At 37.3% G+C, this 25,715-nt stretch carries 17 protein-coding genes; 3 read left to right on the top strand and 14 right to left on the bottom strand.

Translation table 11 applies throughout. The features are described 5' to 3' along the window. Positions 1-3: 3 nt before the first annotated feature. The 4 genes from ABN236_RS11345 to ABN236_RS11330 all read right to left on the bottom strand — a co-directional run bounded on the left by ABN236_RS11345 (position 4) and on the right by ABN236_RS11330 (position 8,299). A complete protein-coding gene (locus ABN236_RS11345) occupies positions 4-4,530 on the bottom strand; it encodes a DUF6531 domain-containing protein (RefSeq protein WP_349474007.1) in 4,527 nt (1,508 codons plus the stop codon). Positions 4,531-4,544: 14 nt separating this feature from the next. Continuing rightward, on the bottom strand, positions 4,545-5,549 hold the full coding sequence (locus tag ABN236_RS11340; RefSeq protein ID WP_349474006.1) for a DUF2169 family type VI secretion system accessory protein: 1,005 nt from the start codon (positions 5,547-5,549) through the stop codon (positions 4,545-4,547). Between the two features lie 9 nt (positions 5,550-5,558). Next, positions 5,559-7,679, bottom strand: coding sequence for a type VI secretion system Vgr family protein (locus ABN236_RS11335; protein WP_349474098.1), 2,121 nt, complete (start codon positions 7,677-7,679; stop codon positions 5,559-5,561). A 101-nt stretch (positions 7,680-7,780) separates the two neighbouring features. Further along, positions 7,781-8,299 carry an Hcp family type VI secretion system effector gene (locus tag ABN236_RS11330; protein WP_036939804.1) on the bottom strand — a complete coding sequence of 173 codons (519 nt, stop codon included), beginning with the start codon at positions 8,297-8,299 and terminating at the stop codon, positions 7,781-7,783. A gap of 973 nt (positions 8,300-9,272) precedes the next feature. Between ABN236_RS11330 and ABN236_RS11325 the strand changes: the two genes are divergently transcribed. From ABN236_RS11325 to ABN236_RS11315, 3 genes are all read left to right on the top strand, one after another. Continuing rightward, the gene (locus ABN236_RS11325) at positions 9,273-10,688 is read left to right on the top strand and encodes an NAD(P)/FAD-dependent oxidoreductase (protein WP_088494837.1); all 1,416 of its coding nucleotides are present in this window, start codon (positions 9,273-9,275) and stop codon (positions 10,686-10,688) included. A 272-nt stretch (positions 10,689-10,960) separates the two neighbouring features. Next, positions 10,961-11,488 carry a hypothetical protein gene (locus tag ABN236_RS11320; RefSeq protein WP_270754808.1) on the top strand — a complete coding sequence of 176 codons (528 nt, stop codon included), beginning with the start codon at positions 10,961-10,963 and terminating at the stop codon, positions 11,486-11,488. Positions 11,489-12,008: 520 nt separating this feature from the next. Beyond that, the gene (locus tag ABN236_RS11315; protein WP_349474005.1) at positions 12,009-12,302 is read left to right on the top strand and encodes a helix-turn-helix domain-containing protein; all 294 of its coding nucleotides are present in this window, start codon (positions 12,009-12,011) and stop codon (positions 12,300-12,302) included. A gap of 147 nt (positions 12,303-12,449) precedes the next feature. Here ABN236_RS11315 and ABN236_RS11310 read toward each other — a convergent pair whose 3' ends face one another. From ABN236_RS11310 to ABN236_RS11265, 10 genes are all read right to left on the bottom strand, one after another. Next, positions 12,450-13,187 (bottom strand): ankyrin repeat domain-containing protein, encoded by a 738-nt coding sequence (locus ABN236_RS11310; RefSeq protein WP_194951016.1) that lies wholly within the window; start codon positions 13,185-13,187, stop codon positions 12,450-12,452. Positions 13,188-13,764: 577 nt separating this feature from the next. After that, positions 13,765-15,150: a VasL domain-containing protein gene (locus tag ABN236_RS11305; protein ID WP_349474004.1), complete on the bottom strand. Its 1,386-nt coding sequence runs from the start codon at positions 15,148-15,150 to the stop codon at positions 13,765-13,767. Between the two features lie 82 nt (positions 15,151-15,232). Then, positions 15,233-15,661: a type VI secretion system baseplate subunit TssE gene (tssE, locus tag ABN236_RS11300; RefSeq protein ID WP_088494841.1), complete on the bottom strand. Its 429-nt coding sequence runs from the start codon at positions 15,659-15,661 to the stop codon at positions 15,233-15,235. 2 nt (positions 15,662-15,663) lie between these two features. Next, positions 15,664-16,221 (bottom strand): type VI secretion system lipoprotein TssJ, encoded by a 558-nt coding sequence (gene tssJ / locus ABN236_RS11295; protein WP_349474003.1) that lies wholly within the window; start codon positions 16,219-16,221, stop codon positions 15,664-15,666. Next, the gene (gene tssG, locus ABN236_RS11290) at positions 16,202-17,296 is read right to left on the bottom strand and encodes a type VI secretion system baseplate subunit TssG (protein ID WP_349474002.1); all 1,095 of its coding nucleotides are present in this window, start codon (positions 17,294-17,296) and stop codon (positions 16,202-16,204) included. The genes tssJ and tssG overlap by 20 nt, the downstream gene beginning before the upstream one ends. Continuing rightward, complete coding sequence (gene tssF / locus ABN236_RS11285; RefSeq protein WP_349474001.1) at positions 17,260-19,023, bottom strand: type VI secretion system baseplate subunit TssF; 1,764 nt, start codon at positions 19,021-19,023, stop codon at positions 17,260-17,262. Before tssF ends, tssG begins: the two co-directional genes overlap by 37 nt. Positions 19,024-19,055: 32 nt before the next feature. Then, on the bottom strand, positions 19,056-20,678 hold the full coding sequence (tssA, locus tag ABN236_RS11280) for a type VI secretion system protein TssA (protein WP_349474000.1): 1,623 nt from the start codon (positions 20,676-20,678) through the stop codon (positions 19,056-19,058). 45 nt (positions 20,679-20,723) lie between these two features. Further along, positions 20,724-24,047 carry an ImcF-related family protein gene (locus ABN236_RS11275; RefSeq protein WP_349473999.1) on the bottom strand — a complete coding sequence of 1,108 codons (3,324 nt, stop codon included), beginning with the start codon at positions 24,045-24,047 and terminating at the stop codon, positions 20,724-20,726. Then, positions 24,047-25,444, bottom strand: coding sequence for a hypothetical protein (locus ABN236_RS11270; protein WP_349473998.1), 1,398 nt, complete (start codon positions 25,442-25,444; stop codon positions 24,047-24,049). Before ABN236_RS11270 ends, ABN236_RS11275 begins: the two co-directional genes overlap by 1 nt. Then, positions 25,445-25,699 carry a PAAR domain-containing protein gene (locus ABN236_RS11265; RefSeq protein ID WP_075674106.1) on the bottom strand — a complete coding sequence of 85 codons (255 nt, stop codon included), beginning with the start codon at positions 25,697-25,699 and terminating at the stop codon, positions 25,445-25,447. Positions 25,700-25,715 lie beyond the last annotated feature (16 nt).

The raw sequence follows: 25,715 nt of genomic DNA, 5'->3' as shown, positions 1-25,715 counted from the left end.
AAATTAAATTCCCCATTTATTTCTTAATGCTCCCCACCAATTTCTTGATGGCATTGGACGGGAAGATGCGACTATATAATCTCTATCTATCTTAGTATATTTTAATAATTCTCTAATATAAAAATCATTTCCTGTTTCTTTATATAGTTCTTGAGCAGCCGCCATTCTATGATGTCCATCTGATACATGATAAACTCCTTTATGATCAATGATTACAGAAATTCTGCCTTTATCTAATGTAAAATCATAATTTCCATTTAGCATGTCTTTCTTAATACTATCAATTTGTTGTGGTTTTTTGAAACCTTCTTGTGTACCTTTTATTACTGGAAGGGGACATGGTGCCAACCCAAACGGATCAACCCACCCCGTTGGACAATACACATACCCATACGGATTAAAGCCTCCTAATAATCCTATGGGGTCTGGTGAAATATATTGCCCAGTGTCCTTATCATAGTAGCGAAAGCGATTGTAATACAAGCCACTTTCTTTATCTTCATATTGTCCCGCAAACCGAAAATGACATTCGGTATATTCAGGGTCATTATCGGCATAATCATCATGCGATTGCCAAAAGGCCATTTGTCCCCAGGTATTTAACCGTCCTGCCCAACTAACAATGCCTTTTTCGCTAAAGATTTCGCGTGGCGTGCCTTGATGGTCAGTGACGACATAATGCAGTTTTCCACGTTGATAACGGGCTGTTGGGGTAATTTCATTGGGTTGATAAAGCCACTGAATTTGAGCGTCATAAGCCGGTGTGCCATCCGCATAAATCGGGGTTTCTTGCACCATCTGGTCGCCAGACCATAGGTAATCAACACGCTGAACACGTTTATTTTTAAAGGGTGAATTGGGCGGTGAAATAGGACGATTATCGACCACCTTACTTTTACTGAGGCGTCGCCCAAAAGCATCGTAAGTGTAACGCCAGCATTCCCCTTCAGGGTTAAAACAGGCAACAAGTTGATTAAGCGTATTCCATTGGTAATACCACGTTTTTGCTCGAAAACCGTGTTGATGAACCACTTTTTGCGTTAATCGACCATTAATGTCGTAGTGATAATCTTGATAACCTTTGGCGGTGATACGGCGAGTGACACGGCCTTTTTGTTGCTGTTGTGCCAGTTGCAAAAAGGCACCTTGTGCATCAGATGGAATAAACTGATGCTCGGTGATATTGAGATTGCTATCGTACTGAAACTTTTCACTTTGACGTTCAAACTGGTTGCTGTATTGGGTTTCAATAATTTGGTCGTTGGCATTATAGCGGTATTGTGTGCGGTTCCAGCGGGCATCATCGATATTGACTAGATTAAAGGCTTTATCGTATTGATAACCTCGATGAACATCAGTCGACATCGGTGGTTGAAGTGGATTATCGTGTAATGACTGTAAAAAGGATTCTGTACCTCTTCCTGCACGTTGATGGGCCAATAATCCGGTGGCGGTGTAATGGCTAGAGTTGGCAAAGCCCGCTTGGCTTTGGCGTAAAAACTCTTGCCCCAGTGCGTTGTAGCTAAACTGCAAGGGTGCATGTTGATTGACTTGCAGTGAGGTCAGTTCATGAAGTTGACCAAAGGCATAATTAAGTTCACGCTCACCAAAGCGGGTTTGAGTGAGAATATCGTGCTCCTCATCCCATTGGTGCTTAATCTCTTGTCCGTTTATCCGTTCACAACATAAATGCCCTTGGTCGTTATACTCAAATTCCACCACCGAATCAGGATTGGTGGCACGAATAAGTTGCAAACGTTCATTGTATTGATAAGTGGTTGTAGAAAGGCACTTATGCTCAATCTCATCGGCAAGCCAAATGCTTTGTTCGGTGACTAACCCTGTCTCATCATAATGATAACGGAGCTCATGATTATCAGGGTAACGAGTCGCAATACGTCGCCCTAAGCGGTCGTAGCGATATTGAATTTCACGTCCTGCAAAATCCACTTCACGAATAATTTGACTGGCTTTATCACGCTCATAAGAATAGACATCGCCAGTGGCGTTAATGACGTTTTTAAGTCGAGTAAGTGAGTCATATTCAAAGCGAATTTCTGTCCCATCAGGGCGTATGGTGGCGAGTAATAAATCAAAGGGGCCGTAACGATAGCGCGTAGTTTTACCTTCGCCATCGGTGACAGCAACAACACGGCGTTCGCTGCCATATTCAATATGTTGATGGATATCATCAGGCAATAAAATATCGCTGAGACTGCCGTTAACACCATCATGCTCTTTACTGTATTGATAGCGAGTGGTGTGGTTTAGTGCATTAGTCACTTGTAGTAAGCGACCTAACTCATCACTTTGGTATTCCGAGCTATGTTGATAAGGGTTGGTGCTTTTTATTAATTGATTAGCTGGGTTATATTCATAGTGCCACTGCGCACCATTCGGCTGAATAGCTTTGAGTAACTCGCCATGTTGGCTGTATTCATAGGCTTGTTGGCGACCTTGCGGATCGGTAACTGCGGTTAAATTACCTTTGTCGTCGTAGGTCAGTTGCCATTTATCGCCAAAAGGGGAGACATATTCTATCAACTGACCTTGAGTATTATATTGATACTCAATGGATCGCTCATCAGGAAAGGTAATTTGCGCAATATTGCCATCATAATGATAGAGATAAGAAGTCGTTTGCCCTAATGCATTGGTTTCACTTATTTTTTGATTATTATGCCACTGTGTTTTTGTTTCACGCCCTAATGCATCAATCGCATGTGTAACGAGACCGGCATCATTATAATAATAGTAAGCTTGCTCACCTTCATTGTTGAAATAGGTGGTCATCTTATGAATATCATCATAAATAAAACCACCACACCAATAACCGGAGGGTGAGCTATTTTTTATCGCTCTGCCGTATTTGTCATATTCAAGGTAATAATCCGTTTGGTCTGTATCATGCCAACGAGACATAAAACCTTCAGCCGTGTATTCATGCCATAAGTGATTTTGCTGGTAGGCATTACATTCACTTAAATAACCTTGTTTATCATACTGACACGTCACCAAAGGCTGAGAGATAACCTTATTCGCTAAGGTGATATGGCTTAATTGATGAGAATGGTAGTCTAAATAAAGCGCAGTAATACCATTACGCGATACAGAGATTAATTGGTGTTGTTCGTTGTAAATAAAATCAATGCGTTGATGATTATTATCTGTAATGGCAGAGAGACGTCGATAAGATCCATCGATATGGTTGAAATGATGCGTTAACTGAGTGCGATTATCGAATAAGCCAATGTTAGCTTCTATCTCACCAGAGAGCAGAACATGGGGATAATAAGCATTACGGATATTGAGGTGATTATCCGTATAAGGATAGGTGATTTGTGCCCCTTCCTCATTGTGATAAATAATATTCTCTGATTGAATTTCTAAGAATATCGACCAGTTATCTGTCCATTTGGGACCAAATAATCCAGAGGCGGAGCCTGTGGAACGATAGGTTCGTTGTAATGAAATGGGTAAAAGCCCTGAAAGGGAGAGCACATCCCAAACTTGAATAAAATCACCTGTGGCAACGTTCACAGGATCGGATTCACAGACCGCTTTATTGTTGCAGGATTTATTGGGTTTTATATTGGCACTGTTTTCGCCTTGCGGTTTTGTTATTACCGTGACTTCTTTCGGCGGAGGTGGATCTTTTCGAATGAGTCGAGGTAATGCTTTAATACCATTTTGTAGTAAGCCAGCTGCCGCTTTGGTGAGAAAAACGTATTCACCCACTTCTTCTATTAAGGCACCTGATTCTTGTGCTTGGTTGTCGTATTTTAGCCGTTCAAATTGGGGTAAGTTTTCCTCTTTGCGCATTTCATGAGCAAGTGACGTCATTGTCTCTGCGTATTGTTGTTTTCCTTCTTCTGACATAAACCATGTTGCTGGACCATAGGCTTGCGATTCCATTTGATAGGAGGCACTGACGGCATTGGCTTTGGCAACGGTTTCAGCCAAACTAATTAAACCATTTAAAAAGCCTTTTCCTGCGCCTATGGTGGTATCTGGTAAGTTTTCTCCGCCAATTAATTCCGCTTCATGGTATGTATCATCCATCAAGCGCTTCAGTTCTTGATAGGACATCTCCTCTGGACGTTTTTTTTCAGGCGGTGCTTCAGCAGAAATCTCGGTAGCTTCATTGGCTTTTTGTAGCGCTTTTTCTTCAGAATAGAGGCGACCTGGTACATTATTGTTGTTCATCATGACGTCAGAGCCATGAAAAGCCGCCGATTGTCCACAAAAACGCACGGTTGGCGAGCCACTAGTAATAACGCAGTTTCCACGTCCTAAACTGGTGCCAGAAATAATGCCAGACCCCGTATTTCCTTGTGTTCCTTTAATTACACTTCCCACTGTTAATGTCGGTACACCATTCACGCGTACCGTGGAAACATAGGTTTCTTCTGCACTGAGTTGCTGAAAACTGTCAAAAGGAACAACAACATTACCGACTTGGCAAACATCAGGACCTGTGGCGATAACGCAGTAATCGGCATTTTTATTCCCGACGATTTTTTTTGTCATGAGTAATATCCTTATTACAACTTATAAGCTTGAAGTTGCAGTGTGCTTTCCATCGTCGAGATCAATTGGCGATAACGCCATGTGAGGTATAGCTTTTGTTCATCAAGCGACACACATATTGTGTCTAGCACTAATAACTCATAGGGCGTTTTTGAATGAGACAAATGAGGAATGGCGACAAAACCAATATTAGGCAATGCAAGATCTACACGAGGCGTTTGTGCAAAGAAACCACTCAGTGAGAGGCGTTCATTGCCCACAAAAAAGCCTTGTTGATGTTGGTCAACGGGCGTACTCATAAAGAAATCAGACTTAAAATCATCAGGATAATAAGGTTTTATGTGATTGAGCCATTTGTCTTTATAGGTACCCGCAAATTGTGATCGTTGTTGCCACCAACGACTATATTGCCCATAGCCTGCAACCTCCCACGGTTTATTCAGGTGAAATGCTTGCTTTGAAAAGGGATAGTGAATTTGAGGCGCTGGGTATTGAAGTGCTTTATCAAGATAGCGACTTTCATACCAACCTAAACCAACAGGGTTTTTCTCATAAGCTTCTAGAAGACCATTCTTGCCACCATAAGTATTTTCATAAATAAGCGGTAAGGCAGAAATGGGCTGTGGAGAGCTTAATTGCCAATCATGGTGATGTTCCCAATAACGAGGGCCACTGACAGTCAATTTCTTGTGTATTTGACCGATTGAGAGCTCAGTCTCCCACTGAGGCAAAGGCGTTTCATCTAATGTTCGAGCGGTACCCACAAGATAAATTTCAGCATTGGGCTTATAAGACACAAGATCTGTTTCGTGCAATAAACTGCTATGTTCAGGTGTTGTGCGGTAAACATCTGCCATAATGAGCGGTTTTTGCTCATCAGCAATGTCACATATACCTGTGAGAGGATCAAAATCACAAGTAACTTTTACCGCAATAGTTTGCCAATGCTCATTTTTATAGCCCAGTTTTTCAAAGGAAAAATGAGGAAAAGGAGTCTGGTTAATAACGTGAGCTAACATCCCAAACCCCTAGTTGATATCGACATCTTTGCCCGTGATCTGCACCGGACCTGAAGCTTCAAAACTAAATTCCGTACCATTAATAGTGATATGGCCTGCACTATCCATTCTTAACACGCTGGCACCGCAACGCAGCTCAAGGGCATCACCTGCATTGATGGCTAACGTATTGCCCACACTGATTTTTTTATGTTGACCGACGGTTTCGGTGTTATTTTCATTGATGGTTTCAGTCCGATTACCTTTTACCTGCATCTCTTGATTTTTATCGATGATCTCAGCGTGGCTATTGAGTACATGCGTGGTGCGATTGTTGAGCACTACCGTATTCATATCCTTCTGTGCATGAATAAAAATCTCCTGCTTGCCACCCGCATCTTCAAAGCGCAGTTCGTTAAAACCATCGCCTTTATGAGTTTTGGTTTTGATTGTCGTGCGGGTCATATTTTCAGGAAATTTCAGCGGGGGTGCGTTGCGACCGTTATAGGTGCACCCTGTGATAATCGGTCTATCAATATCGCCATTAAGATAAGAGACAATCACCTCTTGCCCGATACGCGGTACGGCAGAAAAACCATAGCCATTACCATTCCAACCCATTGCCACACGCACCCAGCACGAAGCACTGTGATCGGGCTTGCCATAGCGATCCCAATGAAAATAGACTTTCACGGCACCCACTTCATTGACATAAATCTCTTCACCGGGAGGGCCTACCACCGTGGCAACTTCATCACCATCAGCCGTCGGTTTGTAATGATGCGGCGGTCGCCATTCTTGCGTACCAGGAATAAATTCGACGCTATTAGAAAGCTGTGTTCCTTCGCCTCCGCTATTATCTGCCAAGGGTTGCACGCCATGATGTGAAACTTGAATAACTTGCCAGTTATCATTCATCATTAAACTAGGGTGATTGCTCAGCGAGAAAATCTTGCCCGGCATTAAGACAAAACAGTTGGTGCTGGCACGTCCAACACGACTGCCGTTGCGCAGTTGTTCAAAACGAATGGCAGTTAAAGGGGCAGCTTGTGCATCTTCTTGAAAACGTCCATAGCTTTCGAACACACTATGTTGACCGCCTTTTTCTAATTTGGCTTGATGCGCCAATGGGTAAGAAGGGCGGATAAAGTTATTGTCTTTTTGAATGGTTTCATCCACACAGAGATATTCGCCGTATTGCCATGTGGTTGCTGTGCTATCTGTAATATCGCTTTCAGCTTGCGGGTTATAGGTAAGGTGAATGCCTGCCGTCATGCCCATATGTTCATCGCTATAAAACAGTTGGTTCTCTTCAAACCAAAAGTTAATCCCTTCTTCAAAGGCTAAACGGCACCAAAACGCATAGGCAGATTCCCGTTTTTGCGTGGTATAAGGGCGTTTTTGGTGTAAATCATCACGGTAAAATTTGCTGTCTGCTTTGATATGGGCTTCTTCTAACAGCGTTTTTAAAATCTCAGGCACTTTTTTATGCTGGAAAATACGGCTGTCTTGATTCAGCGTCATCACCCACATTTCAGGGCGAATATCAAAGTGATACCACGTTTTTACACCGTCGGTATTACCTTGTACGGCACCGGCTAAGATCCCGCGTACAGTCCGGATTTCGTTGCCATTACGCTTAACCGTTAACGATGAAGCCACACCCAATAGCGATTGAAAATCGATAAAAGGCAAAGTGGTGACGGCGCTAATGGACAGTGAAAATAAACGTGATAATCCTTCGTTTAGATTAAATTCAGTGACTTGAAAGGTGCTTTCAGGCAAGCCAGCAATTTGGCAAGTGAAAACTAAACCAGAAGGTGATACCGCACCTAATAGCGAATCTAACAGCTGTGCATAGGCTTTATTTTTAGCCAATCCTTCAGAGAAGGTCAGCCCCGGTACATCGTCGTTATTTATTCCACCGGTAAAACCGCCACCGGGAATAAGCGATGAGGCTTGAGAGGCCATTGACGAGGCTTGCGAAAGCCCTTGTTGTGCCGTTTTTGCTGTGGCGAGCGCTTGCTGAGTAGAGGCTGAAAGTGTCGATGTTGCTTTAGTAATCGCTAACTCTTGTGCTTTATCGAGCGCCTTCTTTTTTAATCCACCCAGCTGAGAGGTGAGATTATTTTTTTTATCTTTTGCAAACATCATTCGCTCCAATATCCACTGAGCAAGCTACCGCTTGTTTTATCCATTAAGAAAATACAAAGAAACACCCACACACCTTGGTGTGCAGGTGAAAAGAAGGATTAACCTTCGAGAGGAGCGCGCCAGTCGTCAGAGCCAGACGTGCCTGCAACCGTGTGTTCCCAATCAATTTTGCGATAAGACAGGGAGACTTCGATCAGTTGTGTGAAGTCTGATTTTGCCGGATCTTGGCAGTGTGGCATTTGGCAATCGATGTTGACGATAGTCGCATCGGTTAATGTGGTGGTGAAGAAATGCTCTTGTTTCCCTTCAACCGAAGTGCGATACCATTTTAAGGTGGTTTTTGGCAGCATTTCGCCCGACGCTAATGCGTTATACAGCAGGGGAACGGCTTTGTTTAACGCCACCGTAAAACGGAATGGTTTATGGGCACGTTGACCTGAAGGCTGACCTGATTGTGGATCAGTCGGCACGGTGACTACGTGAGAAAATGCTTGCACCAGCATTTCGTCTTCGTGACCTTGAACATAAATATTACCGACGGATTCCGCGGTAAATGCGCCCGCAGTGATGTTACCTTGAGTTTTCCCTTCGATAGAGATATAGCATGGAGTTGGCATGGCAAGTCCTTAATTTACAGTGAGTAATCGTTTCTCAACAAAATCATTTTGTTGAAGTCCTTTCGATAAAAATCAGCCAGTGCGCACTGCGATTTGATAAGAGTAGCTTAAGTAATTTTGAAGGGAAGTAAAGAAAGGGGAGGAGAGAAAGGGCGTTGTATCCTCGTAGGATAAGTGACTTAGCGTAAAATAATTGTTCACACGATATTTACTGCTTTCGTTTATTATAATAAGCGTATTTACTTATACGATTCACTTTCGTAAATGTCCGAAATCTCGCTAAAGCCAGTCTGTTCTAATGTACATGGATTTTTAATATGTAACAAAATGTGTATTTTGTTTCAAATTGTAACAGCATTGATTTTAAAGGAAAAAATAGACTTGTTTTGTAAGAATAATCTAAAAAAGATTTATTTTGCTATTGGTTTAAAAATGAACACTTAAAATTTGGTTATGTATAGAGATAAATATAATCTTAAGTATGGTCATTTTAACTACCGCCTTATTTTCCTCTGAATCACCATCAAATAACCAGTCCATTGTTATGTTTCTTATTCTTATCTCCTTCTTATGTGCTCAATTTATTGTTTTAGTAACATTAGTGATTTTGTGGATTATTTGTTAATCAATTTATTTATCCCACTTGTTTATTTGTAACTTGAAGGCGTAATAACGTGATATTTAACAAGAGGGTTGTCGCGCTTTAATAGTGGAAAATTTTATATATTGATTAAAAAACCAAGAAAACAACTAGTTTGATATGCTTTCATTTTACTTAATGTGCTTAAATAATCGATAAAAAACAAAATGATAATTAATTCCCTTCTTTGTATAAGTAAATTAAATAGTACGGATTTTTAAGAAAAAAATAGATGAAAAGATTTACAAATACTTTACTAATAGTTTACAAATGAAATAAGATATCGTTATTGTTTTAATGCTAATAATTCATTGAGTAAAAGGAACGTGTAAAATGGCGATATCTAGAAGAAAATTTATCATTGGTGGAACAGTAGTGGCTGTCGCTGCTGGTGCTGGCATTTTGACACCAATGTTAACTCGCGAAGGGCGCTTTGTTCCGGGTACGCCAAGACATGGCTTTGTTGAAGGTACTGAAGGTGCTTTACCAAAACAAGCGGATGTTGTTGTTATTGGTGCGGGTATTCTTGGTATTATGACAGCGATTAACCTTGTAGAACGTGGTTTATCTGTTGTGATTGTTGAGAAAGGTAATATCGCTGGTGAGCAATCTTCAAGATTCTATGGTCAGGCGATTAGCTATAAAATGCCTGATGAAACGTTCTTATTACACCATTTGGGCAAACATCGCTGGCGTGAAATGAACGCAAAAGTAGGCGTTGACACTACTTATCGTACACAAGGTCGCGTTGAAGTTCCTCTTGATGAAGAAGATTTAGTTAACGTAAGAAAATGGATTGATGAAAGAAGTAAGAATGTTGGCTCAGATATTCCATTTAGAACCAAAATTATTGAAGGTGCTGAATTAAATCAACGTCTTCGTGGTGCGACAACAGATTGGAAAATTGCTGGCTTTGAAGAAGATTCTGGTAGCTTCGATCCTGAAGTAGCAACCTTCGTTATGGCTGAATACGCTAAAAAAATGGGCGTTCGAATTTACACTCAATGTGCGGCTCGTGGCTTAGAAACACAAGCAGGAGTGATTTCTGATGTTGTAACAGAGAAAGGTGCAATTAAAACTTCTCAAGTTGTTGTTGCTGGTGGTGTTTGGTCACGCCTATTTATGCAAAATCTCAATGTTGATGTACCAACACTGCCTGCATATCAGTCTCAACAGTTAATCAGTGGTTCACCAACAGCACCGGGTGGCAACGTTGCTTTACCGGGCGGTATTTTCTTCCGTGAACAAGCTGATGGTACTTACGCAACTTCTCCTCGTGTTATTGTGGCTCCAGTAGTGAAAGAATCTTTCACTTATGGTTATAAATATCTGCCATTATTAGCTCTACCTGATTTCCCTGTGCATATTTCTTTAAATGAACAATTAATCAATTCATTTATGCAATCAACACATTGGAACTTAGATGAAGTTTCTCCGTTTGAACAGTTTAGAAATATGACTGCACTGCCAGATTTACCTGAGTTAAATGCTTCATTAGAAAAATTAAAAGCAGAATTCCCTGCCTTTAAAGAATCAAAATTAATTGATCAATGGAGTGGTGCAATGGCTATCGCACCAGATGAGAATCCAATTATTTCAGAAGTTAAAGAGTACCCAGGTTTAGTGATTAATACAGCAACAGGTTGGGGTATGACAGAAAGCCCAGTATCAGCAGAATTAACAGCTGATTTATTACTTGGTAAAAAACCTGTTTTAGATCCAAAACCATTTAGTCTTTACAGATTCTAATCAATCTAGTTTAGAAAAAGCCTTCAAATTTGAAGGGCCGCCATAAAGTTGGGGTCGTTTATTAAGTAGCTAACAATGCCTGATTTCGATATTTAATCGGAATCAGGTTTTTTATTTTTATTAAATTATTATTTAAATAAAAGGTGTATTTTTGTACTTAGGATATATCTAATTCACGATTATGATTTATTTCTATTACATTAGTTGATAGAAAGAAAAATAAATTTATATTTATTTTTATAAGTAAGTCCTAATTTGATAGGTGAGAAATAATGAGAAAAACACATTTAGTAGGCATAATATTACTTTTTTCATCAACTGCATTTGCGACAGAAACCCAAGAAACAAGTGCAATAAAAGAGGGAGTAAAAGCCTTCACGTCTAATTTAACTATTGTAAGTAAAGATGCCTTATCTGGATTAAAGGATGGAATTGACGAAGGACGCCAATCTGGTAGCAGTGTAGACGGTGCAGTCATTATTTATGATAAAGATAATCTGAAAAAATACACAACAATTAGAACACTTTCTGTTGAGTCTACAGGTGAGAATAATTATTTAGTAACTCTTGCTGTTAAAAATAACTCTGATTCTCTTATCCGTTTAACAAACTTAAATGAAAAGAAAAATATTTATGCTATAGATGCTGATGATTTTGTAGCATATTTAGGTGATATTCAGGAAGATGTAAATATTCCAAGTAAGACAGCGACAAAATTGCGCTTAAATTTTAAAGATGCAGATGGTGAACCTGTAAAATTACGTTTTTATGATGAAGAAATTGAATTAAAGAAAAAATAAAATATTTGCGGTTTTATTTTAAACCGCAGATAGATGTCAGTATTAAATTTTATTTTTATAAAAAATTAAAGAGTAAAAGCATTATAAATGTTAAATTTACTTTATCTAATTAATAATCAATATATTCTTGTAACATTTATTATTTATTCATTAATAATAAATATGCCCGCATAAAAATCATTGATTATATCTATGGTTTTTAGAGTAAACTTCTCTTTTTCTATAAAATGACAACTAAAAACTAGCTAACTTATTGATATTTATTGATTGCATATTCGATATTTAATACTATGGTGTTATTCTAAATCTGACGTATATTAAAATTACATATAGAAATGTAAATTATTTTAAATTTAAAATATCGGAATAACCTTATTAACAGAGTTCGTGAAAGTAAGTACTGTTACTAGTGTTCAATAACAAATGGTTAAGTATTTTCAGTTTATGATTTGATCGTTTTTAAACTGTAATTCGGTGTTTTATCGATGTGATCATCTAATAAAAGAAGGAGAACAATGGGATGATTAACACCAAGGTTGGAAATAGGATAAAAATGATAAGAAGACAATTGAAAATAACAGAAAATGAGATGTCTGAAAAATTGGGAATAAGTCTGTTACATTATGCTCAATTAGAGGATGGACATTTAAAAATAGCTGTAGATCAACTAATTACTATTTCTTATATACTTGGTGTTACACCTCAAAGCCTTATCTTAGAGGCTAAAAAAACAGATTTTATGGTTTTTGAGGACAAGCAATCGATAACGCAGCCAAGTGAGATAGTTATATTTAGAAAAAAGAAAATCGTTTAAATGTCGTGTTGGAATATCATTTGTTGATATTGAGTTCTGATAAATATATTGAGTTATTTTTTAGTTGCTTTAATTAAAATTCTATTTCTCAAAACTCAATGACTAATAGCACAAAAGCCATCTTATTATAGGATGGCTTTTGTGTATTTAATGGCAGGATGTTGTACCTGTTATATGATTTATAGCCCCGTTTCTGATCAACAGTCTCTGCATATCTTTAAGATTGTTTTGGCAAGCATAGCTCAATGCACTGTGATTATAAGAGAATAATGATTTATCTTGTGTTGTAGTAACAAGATTAACATCTGCACCTTTAGAAATAAGGTATTTTACGGTTTCAAGACGATTATTGCTGGCTGCAATCATAATTAATGTTTCACCATCGCTTTCTACTCTTTGGTTATTGAGCTCGATATCGCTTCTCATTAGGTCGTGAATTTTTTTTACCACATTGACGTTATTTCCTAAGACTGCTGATTTAAAGACATTATAAACATCACCTCTATCCGTCGCCCAAAGGCTTGCACCTTGAGAGATGAGGTAATCTACCATCTCTTCATCACCAATAAACGCAGCCCATCCTAGTGCTGTTTGCTCTAAGCTTCCCGTGTCTTTTGCTTCAATATTTTGACCATTGGCGAGCATCTTTTTGACTTCATTTAAATCACCATGTTTTACAGCATCAAACCATAGTGCATTTCTGCCTGTACTTGGTGAAGTATAGAATACCCGATGTGGTAAACGTGATTTATTAGCCAACTCAATCATATCAGAATAATTTGATTTAAAAGATTGATACTCGGGTGGATTATTTTCATTAATAATCAATGCTTGTGCGCCAAAAGAAATCAATGACAATGAAATAACAAACATTTTTATATTCATTTAAACACCTTACAATCTAAATAATTAACAAAACTTATTACAATTAGTTTATTAAAAATTAATATTTATTAGTGTTGATAATTGAAACAGAATGTAATTAAGGTGTGTTTTAGTAATACGTATTTGTAATAAAGATAAATCTTATTAATTGATTTGTTTCTTTAGTGATTTAAAATACGTATTTTTACTTGTATTTTGTTGAATATAATGAGAATTATTCATTTTTAGTCATTATGTGATAATTTAATTGTGTCATGCACTGATGGTTTAATACTGTAATTTTATTATTATCTTCTTTTTTAGTTATTAATTTAAAAGCTATTTTGTAATAACTCGTTACTTTTTAATGAATATTTCTATCAGTATTAAAAATAGTGCAATTATGATTATTTTTAACTTTTCAATATTTAAATTAATGAGAGGTGAATTTGTCGATTTTATAGTTTTTTCCATTTATTGTTATTTCTGATTTTAATGTTGAATATTTATTTTTAATTATCAGTTCTTTATTTGATCTATAATTTTTTTTGCTTGATAAGCAGTGAAAGTTTTATTTAAACTAAAATTATTGTTTTCCTTATTTAGAACGTAATAACGAATATCGATTTAATAGTTGTTTAAAATGGTTATCTATTTGTTGATATTCATAGTCTGAAATTGCATTTTGTGTTGGTTGCTTTTCAAGTAAGCGTAACTCTTCCTCTAAAGGCTTAGCTTGGTTGAAATGTTGGCGAACTTTAAAAATGATCGATTTTAATTCAGAGCCTGTTATGTAATTTTTAGGATTACCATCAAAGCTATCTAGTCGTTGACTTAATCTATCGAGTTCAGCCATGCCTTTAGACCATTGATTGAGTTGTTCATCCGTGGTGGCATTTATTTTTAGATTATTTTTCCAAAGCTGCGTAAATGATAAAAGCTCTGGATTATCTTCATACTGCTCACTCAAATAACTGATTACTTCAAGTCCATAACTCTGTGCCCATGTGGGAGAAAGTAACGCGAGTTCATCTAAACGTTGTTGTATCACATCAATCTGCTCAGAATTGAGTGTTTTTGTTATATTTCTACCATTTGCAGTTTGTTGTTCAATAAGAGAGCCTGCGTGGGCATTAATGGTTGGAATATAAGGAAAAGCATCTGTTAGATTGTTATTTTTTAATTCAGATAACCAAAAATAGAATAGGATAACGAAAAACAAACTACTGGTTAGTGTGCCAATTAAAATCCCTCGCCATAGCTCCTGTCGATATGTCTTTTTTATGGGAGGTTGTAATGAGATGGAAGAGGATATATAGGTTTTGGGTGGTGTAATACCTTTATTAATGTTTTTGGGCGTAGGTGATGTAGATAAAGTCGTATCGATAATTTGTGGTGAGATCTTTTCTTCTTTATTGACCGTAGAGGATAATTCGAGAGCGTTAAAATTACTATCTAATGTGTCTGCATTCTCTAATTGCCGCGCTTGAGCAATAACTAAGTTCTCTAAATAATCAAATTGAACAAGATGTTTAATTTCTAAAATTTGAAGGTGATGATTGATATTCTTTAATAATTCTTCAATTTGATAAAGAATAGATAAGTCGGAATAGACAAAAGTTGTACCACGAATACCGGAGATTAACTGTTGGCTTAAGGATGAAAGAATATTGATACGAGTATGTGTTTGCACTGGCCATAATGTTTGCCAATATTGAGTCAATATATTATGAATAAGGTAAAGCCCTTCATTTAGACCATCAAGTCCAGCTTGGTGTTGACGACATATGACAAACCAAGAGGCGGTTTGAAGATCGACACCATTTTGATTAAATAAAGAGAGACACAATTCATGGACATACTGCCAATTAATATCTGGGCGAGCTGGATGAAATCGTTTATCAAGTTCTTCTTTAATAGCAAGAAATTGATTAAATACACGAGGATCACCTCCAATTGAAAGTGAATCTAAGTAAGAATTCATAGTTGCCTCAAGTTAATTTAAGGTCTCAATAATATAAAAATAAATCTAAATAAAGAAAAAATGAGAATAGAAAGAAATAACATCATGATAAATAAAATTGTTTTTTTAAATGATGGAGAAATATTCTTCCATCAGGTGAAAACTCAGTACCATAACGTATAAGCCCTCTTTCATGTAATTCAATATCTAAAGAATAACACAATTTTCCAAATTCATTTTCAGGTAATATACCTAGTGTTACTGATTTTATTCTAGGTTCATATTTTAGTAATGTTGTTGATAATATAGACATTACCTTATGTGAGCTTCCAGGTAGCCCTTGAATTATTTTGCTCATATCAGGTAAACCATAATCAGGCAGATGTTTTAATGTTCCTGCTCGTGAATTTAATATTCGACGAATATTATCCATAACAGAAAGAATAACCTGATCTTCTTCTGATATAGAATCAACAGGTAACCCACCTGAAAAATAACCCGTTAGCATTTCATAAAGAGATGGTTGTGGCATCGTTATTTTTTATCCAAAGGTTGTAATGTAAGTGTATTTTCAGCAAGTTCAATTTTACGTGCTTTATCAGGATCGAGTTCATTTTTAGGAATAACAATTCGCCAGTTATTTTTAGCTTCGTCAGGTGTGTGAAACATCGTGGCAATAGCGACAAATTCGGTTTCTTTCTCCATTGGCATATCTAAAGAAATAGATTCACCTGGTCGAATGCGTAAATCTTTTTGTGCTAATAAAGAGGATTTTAAAACATCGTTATTTTGATTAAATAGTGAGAGGTAATCACTATCATTAAAAGTATCTGCTGATTTTAGTTGGAATACTCGAACAATAACGGAAAGTGATGAACCATTATCATCGGTATTAAGTGCTTCTCTTGCAGTAAAATCTAAATGCAATATTTTGATTTGTTTATAAAAAATAGACTTAGTTAAAGAGACAGTACCATCACTGATGGTTTGAGTTAAACCGCAACCCGCGATTGCAAATGTTGCTATAAATAACAGTGCTAGTCGGTGGGCGCGAGAAAAAAGTATTTGTGATTTAAAATTGATAATTGCCATATTCATCACTTTTATAATGTTGAGTGCGAGGGGTTAGATATTGGTAAAAGCCAAGTCCAATGGTGATAAAAGATGCGGTTAGTGTTTCAATTTGGTTGTGAGGTCGCATGACGGCGGTTCTACCTAATTGCACACCTTGGTTTTTAGAGGTGCTCAATGTTGCATCAGGTAATAAGTTTCGAGGTAATGTTAAACGGAGCCGCGCATTAACTCTTGAGCCTAAATAAACACGAAGCAGTGCCATAAAGTCTTGATAAATACTGCCATCAGGTAACCAGCCTTTTGCTTCTTCCTTATTTTCAGTATGTAGTTTTATTAATACTTGGCTATTTACATCAATAGCATAGCGACCTAAAACAGGTTTATTTTCTAATGTTATCGGTTGTAAGCACGACATGATTGTGGGGGCATCTAGTGCAATTCTTCGAGGATCATGAGGCGCAATGCTGACTTTCGTCGATGGTGCTAATAATTTTACTAACGCGCTAATGCCTTCGGCTGTACGTGTTGGTAAACGCAAGATCCCTAACAGTGCTAAAAATCGAGATAGGGGGGATTGCACATGATTTGCACAGCCCGGAATACCTAAACCAATTAAGCCATAAAGATATTGTGATGTTTTATCTGATCCGCCTTCCCCAAAGGTGGCGGGATAAGAGTATTTGCGCCAGATCCGATAAAACTGAGTCGTCAGGCGATGGTTAAAGATATCTAAAAAATCAGTGAGTGAATCCGTACCATCTCGGTATTGTGCAATATCGTCAAGGTAAGATGTTGGAAGTGGTGATGTGATACCATAAAGCCCCAAAAAGGTAGTATGTAAGCTTGGTATTGTGCTTTTTCGGTATTTATCTAGAGGATCAGTTCCTTTGAGTTCTGTCGCAGGAAAGCCCATACCACGATGTGGTCGAAAGCGAATAGGATCGGTTTTTGGATCATGAGAACTTCCTAATTCAGGTAATTCGGGGCTGGTTTTTTCAAGTAATTGACAAAAACGATAGAAATTCACATAAGGTAATTTTTTGCCTAATGCCTGAATTAACGGGGCAGCTGTGGGTTGTGGCTTTCTTTCCATTGAATTCGTTTTCCTGTTGGCAAGATAATCAGTGTTAATTGATTAAAAAGATGAACATCGGCATAAAGTGCAAAAAAGCGGTTAAGCATTTCACCAAATAAATGAATATCACCTTCACCATTAAAACCATTGCTATCAATCGTGACTTCGATATCAATACCTCGTTGCAAAAAACCTTTTTCAAAGCGTTCAATTAAATGATGTTCAACATGAATAATGGCGTCGAGTTTTCGGTGGTTCATATCATCATCTCGCCAATCATAAAGTGCGAGAGTGCCTCGTAGTACTTCAGCATTATCCATCATGTTAAGAAAGCTTGAACCTAAATGACTCAACACTCGCCAGTGGAAACGATCTTCAGAAGGAGGATAAAGAGGAAGTGTTGGCTTACATAAATTACATATAGTGAGTGGGATTTGTAAGGTTTGTTCTGTTCTATCAAGTAAGGTACTTTGCAGTGCTTTGCGCGGTAATTGCCCATTAGTACCCGTGAGTTGCAATGAAAGGGTTTCTGTCTGAGTTGATAAATCAATCTCTTGTTTTTCTCCTCCTAATATAAGCCAAGTATCATGAAGCCCCGTAACACCACGCTTTACTCTGGTATGATAATAACGTTCAGGTGCATTATGTCGTAACATGCCTCCACGATGGCGAAAGCTGGTAAATGGTACATAAATCGCTTCATTTGTACGTTGAGAGCCATGTACGCTATCAACACTATAGATTTCAGTGTGTCCATCTTGAACACGACGCGGTCGTAATAAATATTCACTTTCTAATCCATTAACAGTGAGTGGATCAGCTTCTATATTGAAAAGGTTAATAACCGGCACACAATGTAAACGGATATTTTCTTCATTTAATGTAAGAGAGTTATCCCATAATGTATTGAGAACAAGATCTAATTCAAACTCAGATGTTTCTTCAGGAAAATGAATATCATCTAATCCATTAAGTGAAACAAACATAAACTTTTCACGGAAAGAAAAGTATTCAAGTAATAATTGATAACCACTAAATGTGGTATCTCCTTTAGGCCAAAGAGTGTCTGTATCCTGAAATCCTCCCGGTGAAAAATAGAGAGGGATTGCTATTCTATCTTTTGATTGAGGAAGTTTTAGATAAGTTTTTGCAACTTGTTTAGTTAATGCCAAATGCAGTGCATTGGTTGTCGGAATATCGCCAGATAAATAAAATGAGAGTTTATGAAGGCTAATTTCAGACCAATTAATCATTTCACTGCATTTAAATCTCAGTCGAATAATTGAGCGACCATCGGGCTCAGTCGTTAAATTTACAGCGACAATTTTTATTGGATTGAGCGTTAAATCTTGAGTTGTTCGATAATGACAAATCGTTTTTTTAGGACCAATAGGGCGAGAAAGAACCTCAAATTGAGCAGGGATCTTATCTGCTATTTTCATTTTTTGAATATCTGGAGCCAATTCAACAATTGATAGTGAAGGGATTGTTTGTAAATAGTGAGGCCATAATAAGCTGACAAGACCTTCTGTTAATTCAGGCAAATCATCATCAATTTTTTGTCTTAATTGCCCCATTGAGAAAGCAAAGCCTTCAAATAAGCGCTCAACAAAAGGATCGGGCGTACCTGCTTTATCTAAATCGAGCATCGCAGCTCTATCGGGGTGTGCTTGTGCAAACTCTTTTGCAGCTTCTCTAAGATAGCGCATTTCTGCATCAAAATAGCGAAGGGTTAAATCATCCATTAATTTGATACCTTGATTTGTCGAGTAAAAGATTAAGAATATAAAATCGCAGAGCGAACGGGATCGATAGCAGTTAATTCACTGAGTAACAGTTCCATTTGTTGTTCTATATGGGATTTATCTGAGGTGTTACGTTGGATTTTTGCTCGGTAAAGATGAAGTTGCCGTGCTTTCACTTCAAAAATATAGTTAGGCTCCCATTGTGTTAATGACATTGAAAGCGCTTTTTTATCGAGTTCTCGTAATAAGTTTAATGCCAGATCGTGACGAGCAAATTGTTCTGCTACTCGCGCCATAACGAGGTTTAATAACCATTTTTGTCTTGAAGTGCTGATATCAGGACGGTGTTGTAGCCATTTTAGTGCAACCTCTATACCTTCATTATCCGCTTGTGTGATAGCTTCAGTTTCTAATGCCAATATCGGTTCATCTTCAGATTGGTGAGAGTAACTATTTGATAACCCTTGCATGGCATCAAAGTTTTCTTCCATAACATGTTGTTTGATCCAACTTAATGTTACTTCATCGGCAAAGGGCGTACCGTCTTCCCATGATAAGTTCTCTAAATCAGGAAGGCGGATAAGGAACTGTTTTAAATCGTTTTTTATAATGTCAGACCATGCATTCCAAGGAGCAGGTGATTTACTGAGTGCTTGATAGAGATACCACTGTACATCTAACCAAAAATGGTTAACACCTTCTGCAAAAAGCTTATCAGCTTGTTCTGCAAGTTCACCCCAACTTTGTTGTAAATAAAGGCGTTTAAGTTGTGCTCTTGCATCCGTTCTTGGGGGAGAAAGGCGAGTACAACCTTGCTGATCTTGTGGGGGAAGTTGATGAAGCGTATCCCATCTCACTACTTTCATTAATCTATGCCCAGCTAACCAGCCGTTAGGTTGATTGCGTAAGTAGTTAGCAAGCATTTTAGATTGATCTAATAATTCGCGACCTGATTGTATTGTTTCTATTGGCGTGCTTTGTGATAAAGAAGAGGGCGTTGAAGACGAGTTATAAGCGGATTCATTTCTGCTGATATTTTGTGGTACTAATGAACTTGTGCCACCAGACTGAGCAAGGCGTTTTTCGAGTGCTTGATGTAATCCTGCAAGCTGCGGTCTTTCAGCTTCATTCCATGTTTCAAGCTCCGTTTCAATGGTGGCTAATAAGGCGATAATACGAGAAAACTCATGACGTTCGACTTCAGGATAAAGCGATAAGCTATCTAAAACACGTTGTCCTGATAACCACTCTAAAGCAGATTTTCTACTCGTGGCTCGGCTAGGTAATAGCGTGTCGTGATAGCGAATAAGTAACCCACTTAAAAGCCCTAAAGAATCGGCAAGCCCGTGTTCACCTTCTTTGTGTAAGCGTGCCCAAATATAATAAGTCACCACGCGCACATCTTTGCAGGAATTGAGCAGTAATTTTTCAGCAAGTAAACAAATCAGTTCAGTATCTGCGCCAGAGAGCTTATTGACTTCTTCTTTCATTCGCTCAAAGTCATCTTCATAACTGGGATCATCACCCACAGGTTGATTAGGGGTAATCGGTAATAACCAACGATCCCATAAAGCGATTTGTTGTTGAGCAAGTTGTTGCATTTTGTTTGTATCATCAGCAAAGCATGATGAAATTAAGGTATCCAATAAGGACATAGTGAGCGTATTTCCTTTTGAGATAATAGAGAATGTGATTTTTATTTAATCTAAAAAAATCTTTTCTGGTAAAACAAAATTGCGTAGTTGCAAGAGTGCGATTGGGCCATCGCCCATTTCAGTTCTTAAGGTATAGTTTAGGGACTGCCCGTTTAAGGTTTTCCAACTGACAGAGTAACTACTGGTGCTGCCGGCATAAGGGGCAATTTGGGCATCTTCCAATAAACGAATAATGCCCCAGACGCCACGATAATCACCATAAATACGTGTCCCTGTATTGGTGGTGATCCAACTGAGTGATGCGCCAGAGGCAACGGTATCAGCTGGCCAAACAAAGCGTTGCCATTGAGGTTGTTGGTTATCATAGATAAGAGATTGTTTATCTATCATTAGGTGGGTTTGCATAATGTCAGGTGATGTACCTGGACGTAACTCAAAATAAAGACGCGCTTCACCATTCGCAAAAACGACATCACCGAGATAGCTTAGTTTATCTAAGGCTTTTAAGAACTCAGGGTTAAAGGTCAAGCCTTGTGCATTCGTGGTATCGGGTACCCAGTGCGTACCTTCTTTATGTAAAACACCGTTAAGGTGAGTTTCAAGGAAGCGCTGAATACGACCATTATCAGGGCGTAGATATTGCGCCATTAAAGGTAATGAGATTTCACTTTGCGTATTTTTGAGTGGATAGCGACCACCAAACGCCATATTCCAGTCATTAACAACGGCATTTCGCCATTGAGTGTTGATACCTTGTGAAGTGGGCGCTAATAACTGTTGCCATGCTTGAGACATGGGCTGCACAAGCAATGTCTCACCAAAGCTATTCCATTCTTGCCCAAAGCTTGCCGCGATTAAGCTACCGTAATCTTGCGTTTCTGATAAATCGACGGTTTTTCCTTCAAAAACACTTCGAGCCAATGCTTGAGACATGGCTTGTGGATCGGGGGCATTAACAACTTGTTGAAGTTTTAAGCGAACTCGAGTTACGCGAGTGAGATAGGCTTGCAGGCTTAACGCATCACTGTTTTGCGTTGAAGATTGAGGATCGGTAAATGCCAGTATTGGCGCAAAAACAGGCTCTAGAGGGCCGGTAAATTCCGCTTTTTGACTAATAACCGGTTGTTGTTCTTTGTTTAATAAATCTTTGGCTGAGTTAACAAAGGAGTCCGCTAGTTTTTCTTGTTGGCGCCCCGTTTTACCTTGGTAAGAAAGTGTATTCATTAAGGCAATAATGGGGGATTGTCTGACATCGCTCATTAAGGTGAGTTGATCAATGGTATCGGAGAGACTTTGTGTTTCTCGCCACTGCAACCCATTGAGGAAACTTAACCAACTGCCTGAAAAATCATTAAAATAGCGTTCTGTGAGATTTTGCTGGAGTTTTTCAGGTGAGATATCAATATCGGTCTCTTTTTGTGTGTCACTTAACACCCAATCTATTTCTTCTCGTCTCTCATGAACCGCTTTTTTAATCGCCGGTTCAATCGATTCTTCCCATGCTTTACGTGTAAAAATACCGGGTACCGTCTCTGCTGAACTTAATAAGAAACTGACATCCGTATCACCGGTCATATCATCTAACGTCATATCCGCAAAGTTATGCTGTGCTTGTTGTAAGATTTTTTGGTACAGCGCAGACTCGCCATTACGTTGACCAATTTGGCGAATAAGAATAGTTCGGCTTCCGGCAACTAAAGTTCGATTAGGCTTGATTGTCCATTCATTGTGATAAGGCAATTGAGAGGCATAGAAGGTTAATAATTCAGTGCCTAATGTTTGCCATTCCCCTTCTTTTAATCCGTTATATTCGGGCCAAATACGTAATGCACTTTCAGTGAAGAATGTAGGATCAATACGGGAAGGATCACCCATCATCAAATAGGCTTTTAAGGCTTGATAAGCGGATTGAGCACCTTCACTTCGTTCTGCACTTTCTGGTGGGAACTGCATAAATGCGTGAAGATAATTTTCAAGATGTTGTTGTGTTGAATCGCGTAATAACGGCAACATGGATTGGCTATAAACTGGCCATAGATGGCTGAGCAATGCGTTATTACTGCTTAATCCAAATCGTAGCCAAAATGGAACAGAGGTTTTCTCACGATGACTTAATAAACCTAAGGTTTGTTGTAAGCCATATTGTGCCTGTAGGCGGGTAAATTCAGATTGATGATTGTCTGTTGCTAACTGCGCTTGTTGTTGGCTTTGGGTAATTAATTGGCGATTCATAAAGTAAGAAACTACCATGCCAACACCCCAGAGTGTCATGGCGGTTGCAACGGTATATTGCAAAATACGTTTGGAATTTAGACCTAAAGGCGAGGCTTTTAACTGATAGGGTAGTTGTGAATTTGCTGTAATTAACGCTTTCCAATGGGGATTTGATGTCCACTGATTATTCGTTGATGAAGTTGCAGACACATTCTCATCAATAGGTGTACTAAAGAGTACGCCAGCGAACGGCAACGAGCGATAACCCGATAAAAGCGGAGTCAAGTTATTGGCGAGTTTTTCACATCCTTCATGTTGAAGAAAACGCGCTAATGCTAGTAGGTAAGTGTGTGTTGGGTTATGCAAGACAGCGTGTGTGCCTTGTTCCACTAGTGCCGGTAAAAGCGTTTTTAAATCATTAGAAAGTATTTCAGATGTCGCTTTTAAAGGTGCTGAATAAAGGACTGTGGGGGCTTCATTTGTTGTTATTTCACCGTTATTACTGATATTCCAAAGCCAAATGGGGGCTTGCCAGCGTAATTGACGAAATAGCTGGTGGAAATAACGGCTAGCTGTGTCTGTATTGGTCGGATTTAAGTGATTAAATAAGGAATGACCAAGCGGTTGTTGCGATAAGTTATTTTCTGACACCCAAATAACCGCATCGAGCGGACGACGTCGGCGCAGTTGTTTTAAATCTTGAATTAAATTTTCATCAATACTTTGATGGATATCGCCACCATAGATAAGTAACGTCCCATTGTTTTCTTGCCAGATGTCCGCTGTTAGATTAGGAGCCAGTTTTTCGATAGAAGCTGAGGTGCCTATGAGGAGTTGGATTGATAATTTTGACTTGTAAGTAAATGAGTAATTTTCTTTTATATATTTATTCCAATCATTTACTCTGTCATTCTTTTTATTTATCTTATCTTTTTTATCATTATCTTCAATATCTATAATTATATTAGGTTTAAAGTAACGAGAAAGGAAAAAAAGCACTATTAAGGAGAAAATAACTGAACCAATCATTAAGTACGATTGAGTTGCTGTTATGGATGTTTTATTGAAAATAATAAATAAGAACACAATTGTAGCCAATGAAATTATTGAAATAATGACAAAGAGTGAAATATAGCGTGTTATTTTTGATTTCATTATAAATTCCATTTTTTGTTAAGCGTTTTTAAAAAATGAATTTTCCAGTAAAAAACAATATAAATTTTTTTAATTACACTAATTATTATGATAGTAAAAAGAAAGGAGGTTGACGTAATTATTATTCTTTCACTGTTAAATTCAGTTTGGTTAATTATGTTATTAAAAATGACAGAAGTAAGAGCAAAAAAACCAACCAGAAGCGTACCTAGTGGAAATGATGGTTTTGGTATGTTCAAGTAATGATTGTCAATGTGTGATTTTTGAACTCCTATTGTTTGGCAGTAATAGTTTTTATCTAATTTATAAAATAAAAACTGACTAGTATCTTTAAAATTTGATAAGTAAATAAGAGCTAATAAATGATATATAGATAATTCTTTATAATTATCTATATTTTCATTAAAAAAATAACCTTGAGTATAGGTTTCTAAGGATAACTGATAACTATTATCGCTTCTTAAAATTGACATGATGTTATTTGAATTTTCTTTTTCAATATCAATAAAATTAACTTGTTTTATATTTTTATTCTGTTGCTGTTGAATTATTGATATTGCTTTAATGTTTTCATCTATATTTTCTATTTTAAATGGCATTGGTTGAAAAAGTTTTAAAAATTCTTTTCCTTTACTAGAGGAAAGTATAATTAAACTTGAAAACTCATTTTTTTCATTAGTATTTAATGCATAGTAATTTATTGAGAAAATAAGTGTGATTGATTTTTTATTTTTAATTGCATTAAATTGATTGTTATAGTTTGGTTTGGCTTGAAAGATGATTTCATAATTACTTAGATAGCCATTTAGAAAAGATTTTATTTTATCTTTTATGAAGTCACTCTGTTCAAATAAACTATTTATTATAACAAAATACTTTTCTTTTTTACTGAGTTTTATATCTTTAATGCTATTTGTTAAGAGTTTTACAATATAAAAAAATCTTTCTTCACCAACAATATCTTCTCTTTCTAAATGTATTAATTTACTGCTTGGTTCTGCTTTTTCAAATGAACTTTCGTTATTGAAGTCAGAAATGATTGTTAAGTTGTGAGATATTATATTCGAATAGATTAAATATAATTTATCTTGTTTGGATTTGATCCATTTAGTCAATAAATCTGCTTGCCAAAAGCACCAGTAAATATATAGTGTTTTTTTTATCTCCCAAAATAAGACATAGATAGACACTAAAAATAATGTAAAAAGGAAAATAATTGAAGATAATATAAAACCATCGTTACTCGTTATATAGCTTTTAAAATCAATTTTTAACGAAAATTTTAAAATTAAAAAATAAACTGCATTTATAAATATTATAAAGCTGCTTAAAGTTAATAATGGGAATGGTTTATTTTCCCAAGGTGGCGGATTGTGAGGAGGTATCCAATTTTTCATTTATATTTCCATATCATTACAACTTGAATAAACAATAGCTCCACATTGTGTTTTACAACCATCAAACACAATTCCTTTACCATTCTCATTATAATGTGAACTACTTTCAATGATTTGATTATCCCCATGTAGAGGACATGAGACAATATCATAAAGAAGCGTAGCTTTTTTCCCATTAATAATAAGAGTAGAGCTCGATGATATTACGTGTCCTCCATGAGAGGTTGGATCACCTAATCGAATGATATTTTTCATTTTATTTTCTCTAAAT

The organism is Proteus sp. fly-1013, from assembly GCF_040140245.1.
Lineage (GTDB): Bacteria > Pseudomonadota > Gammaproteobacteria > Enterobacterales > Enterobacteriaceae > Proteus > Proteus mirabilis_B.
The sequence above is the reverse complement of the archived record's forward strand: the minus strand, read 5'-3'. Positions and strand labels throughout refer to the sequence as shown.

What these genes read in the sequence shown, in the direction of transcription:
- ABN236_RS11345 (WP_349474007.1), bottom strand. Translation starts at nt 4,530, where the DNA reads ATGACAAAAAAAATCGTCGGGAATAAAAATGCCGATTACTGCGTTATC.
- ABN236_RS11340 (WP_349474006.1), bottom strand. Translation starts at nt 5,549, where the DNA reads ATGTTAGCTCACGTTATTAACCAGACTCCTTTTCCTCATTTTTCCTTT.
- ABN236_RS11335 (WP_349474098.1), bottom strand. Translation starts at nt 7,679, where the DNA reads ATGTTTGCAAAAGATAAAAAAAATAATCTCACCTCTCAGCTGGGTGGA.
- ABN236_RS11330 (WP_036939804.1), bottom strand. Translation starts at nt 8,299, where the DNA reads ATGCCAACTCCATGCTATATCTCTATCGAAGGGAAAACTCAAGGTAAC.
- ABN236_RS11325 (WP_088494837.1), top strand. Translation starts at nt 9,273, where the DNA reads ATGGCGATATCTAGAAGAAAATTTATCATTGGTGGAACAGTAGTGGCT.
- ABN236_RS11320 (WP_270754808.1), top strand. Translation starts at nt 10,961, where the DNA reads ATGAGAAAAACACATTTAGTAGGCATAATATTACTTTTTTCATCAACT.
- ABN236_RS11315 (WP_349474005.1), top strand. Translation starts at nt 12,009, where the DNA reads ATGATTAACACCAAGGTTGGAAATAGGATAAAAATGATAAGAAGACAA.
- ABN236_RS11310 (WP_194951016.1), bottom strand. Translation starts at nt 13,187, where the DNA reads ATGAATATAAAAATGTTTGTTATTTCATTGTCATTGATTTCTTTTGGC.
- ABN236_RS11305 (WP_349474004.1), bottom strand. Translation starts at nt 15,150, where the DNA reads ATGAATTCTTACTTAGATTCACTTTCAATTGGAGGTGATCCTCGTGTA.
- tssE (WP_088494841.1), bottom strand. Translation starts at nt 15,661, where the DNA reads ATGCCACAACCATCTCTTTATGAAATGCTAACGGGTTATTTTTCAGGT.
- tssJ (WP_349474003.1), bottom strand. Translation starts at nt 16,221, where the DNA reads ATGGCAATTATCAATTTTAAATCACAAATACTTTTTTCTCGCGCCCAC.
- tssG (WP_349474002.1), bottom strand. Translation starts at nt 17,296, where the DNA reads ATGGAAAGAAAGCCACAACCCACAGCTGCCCCGTTAATTCAGGCATTA.
- tssF (WP_349474001.1), bottom strand. Translation starts at nt 19,023, where the DNA reads ATGGATGATTTAACCCTTCGCTATTTTGATGCAGAAATGCGCTATCTT.
- tssA (WP_349474000.1), bottom strand. Translation starts at nt 20,678, where the DNA reads ATGTCCTTATTGGATACCTTAATTTCATCATGCTTTGCTGATGATACA.
- ABN236_RS11275 (WP_349473999.1), bottom strand. Translation starts at nt 24,047, where the DNA reads ATGAAATCAAAAATAACACGCTATATTTCACTCTTTGTCATTATTTCA.
- ABN236_RS11270 (WP_349473998.1), bottom strand. Translation starts at nt 25,444, where the DNA reads ATGAAAAATTGGATACCTCCTCACAATCCGCCACCTTGGGAAAATAAA.
- ABN236_RS11265 (WP_075674106.1), bottom strand. Translation starts at nt 25,699, where the DNA reads ATGAAAAATATCATTCGATTAGGTGATCCAACCTCTCATGGAGGACAC.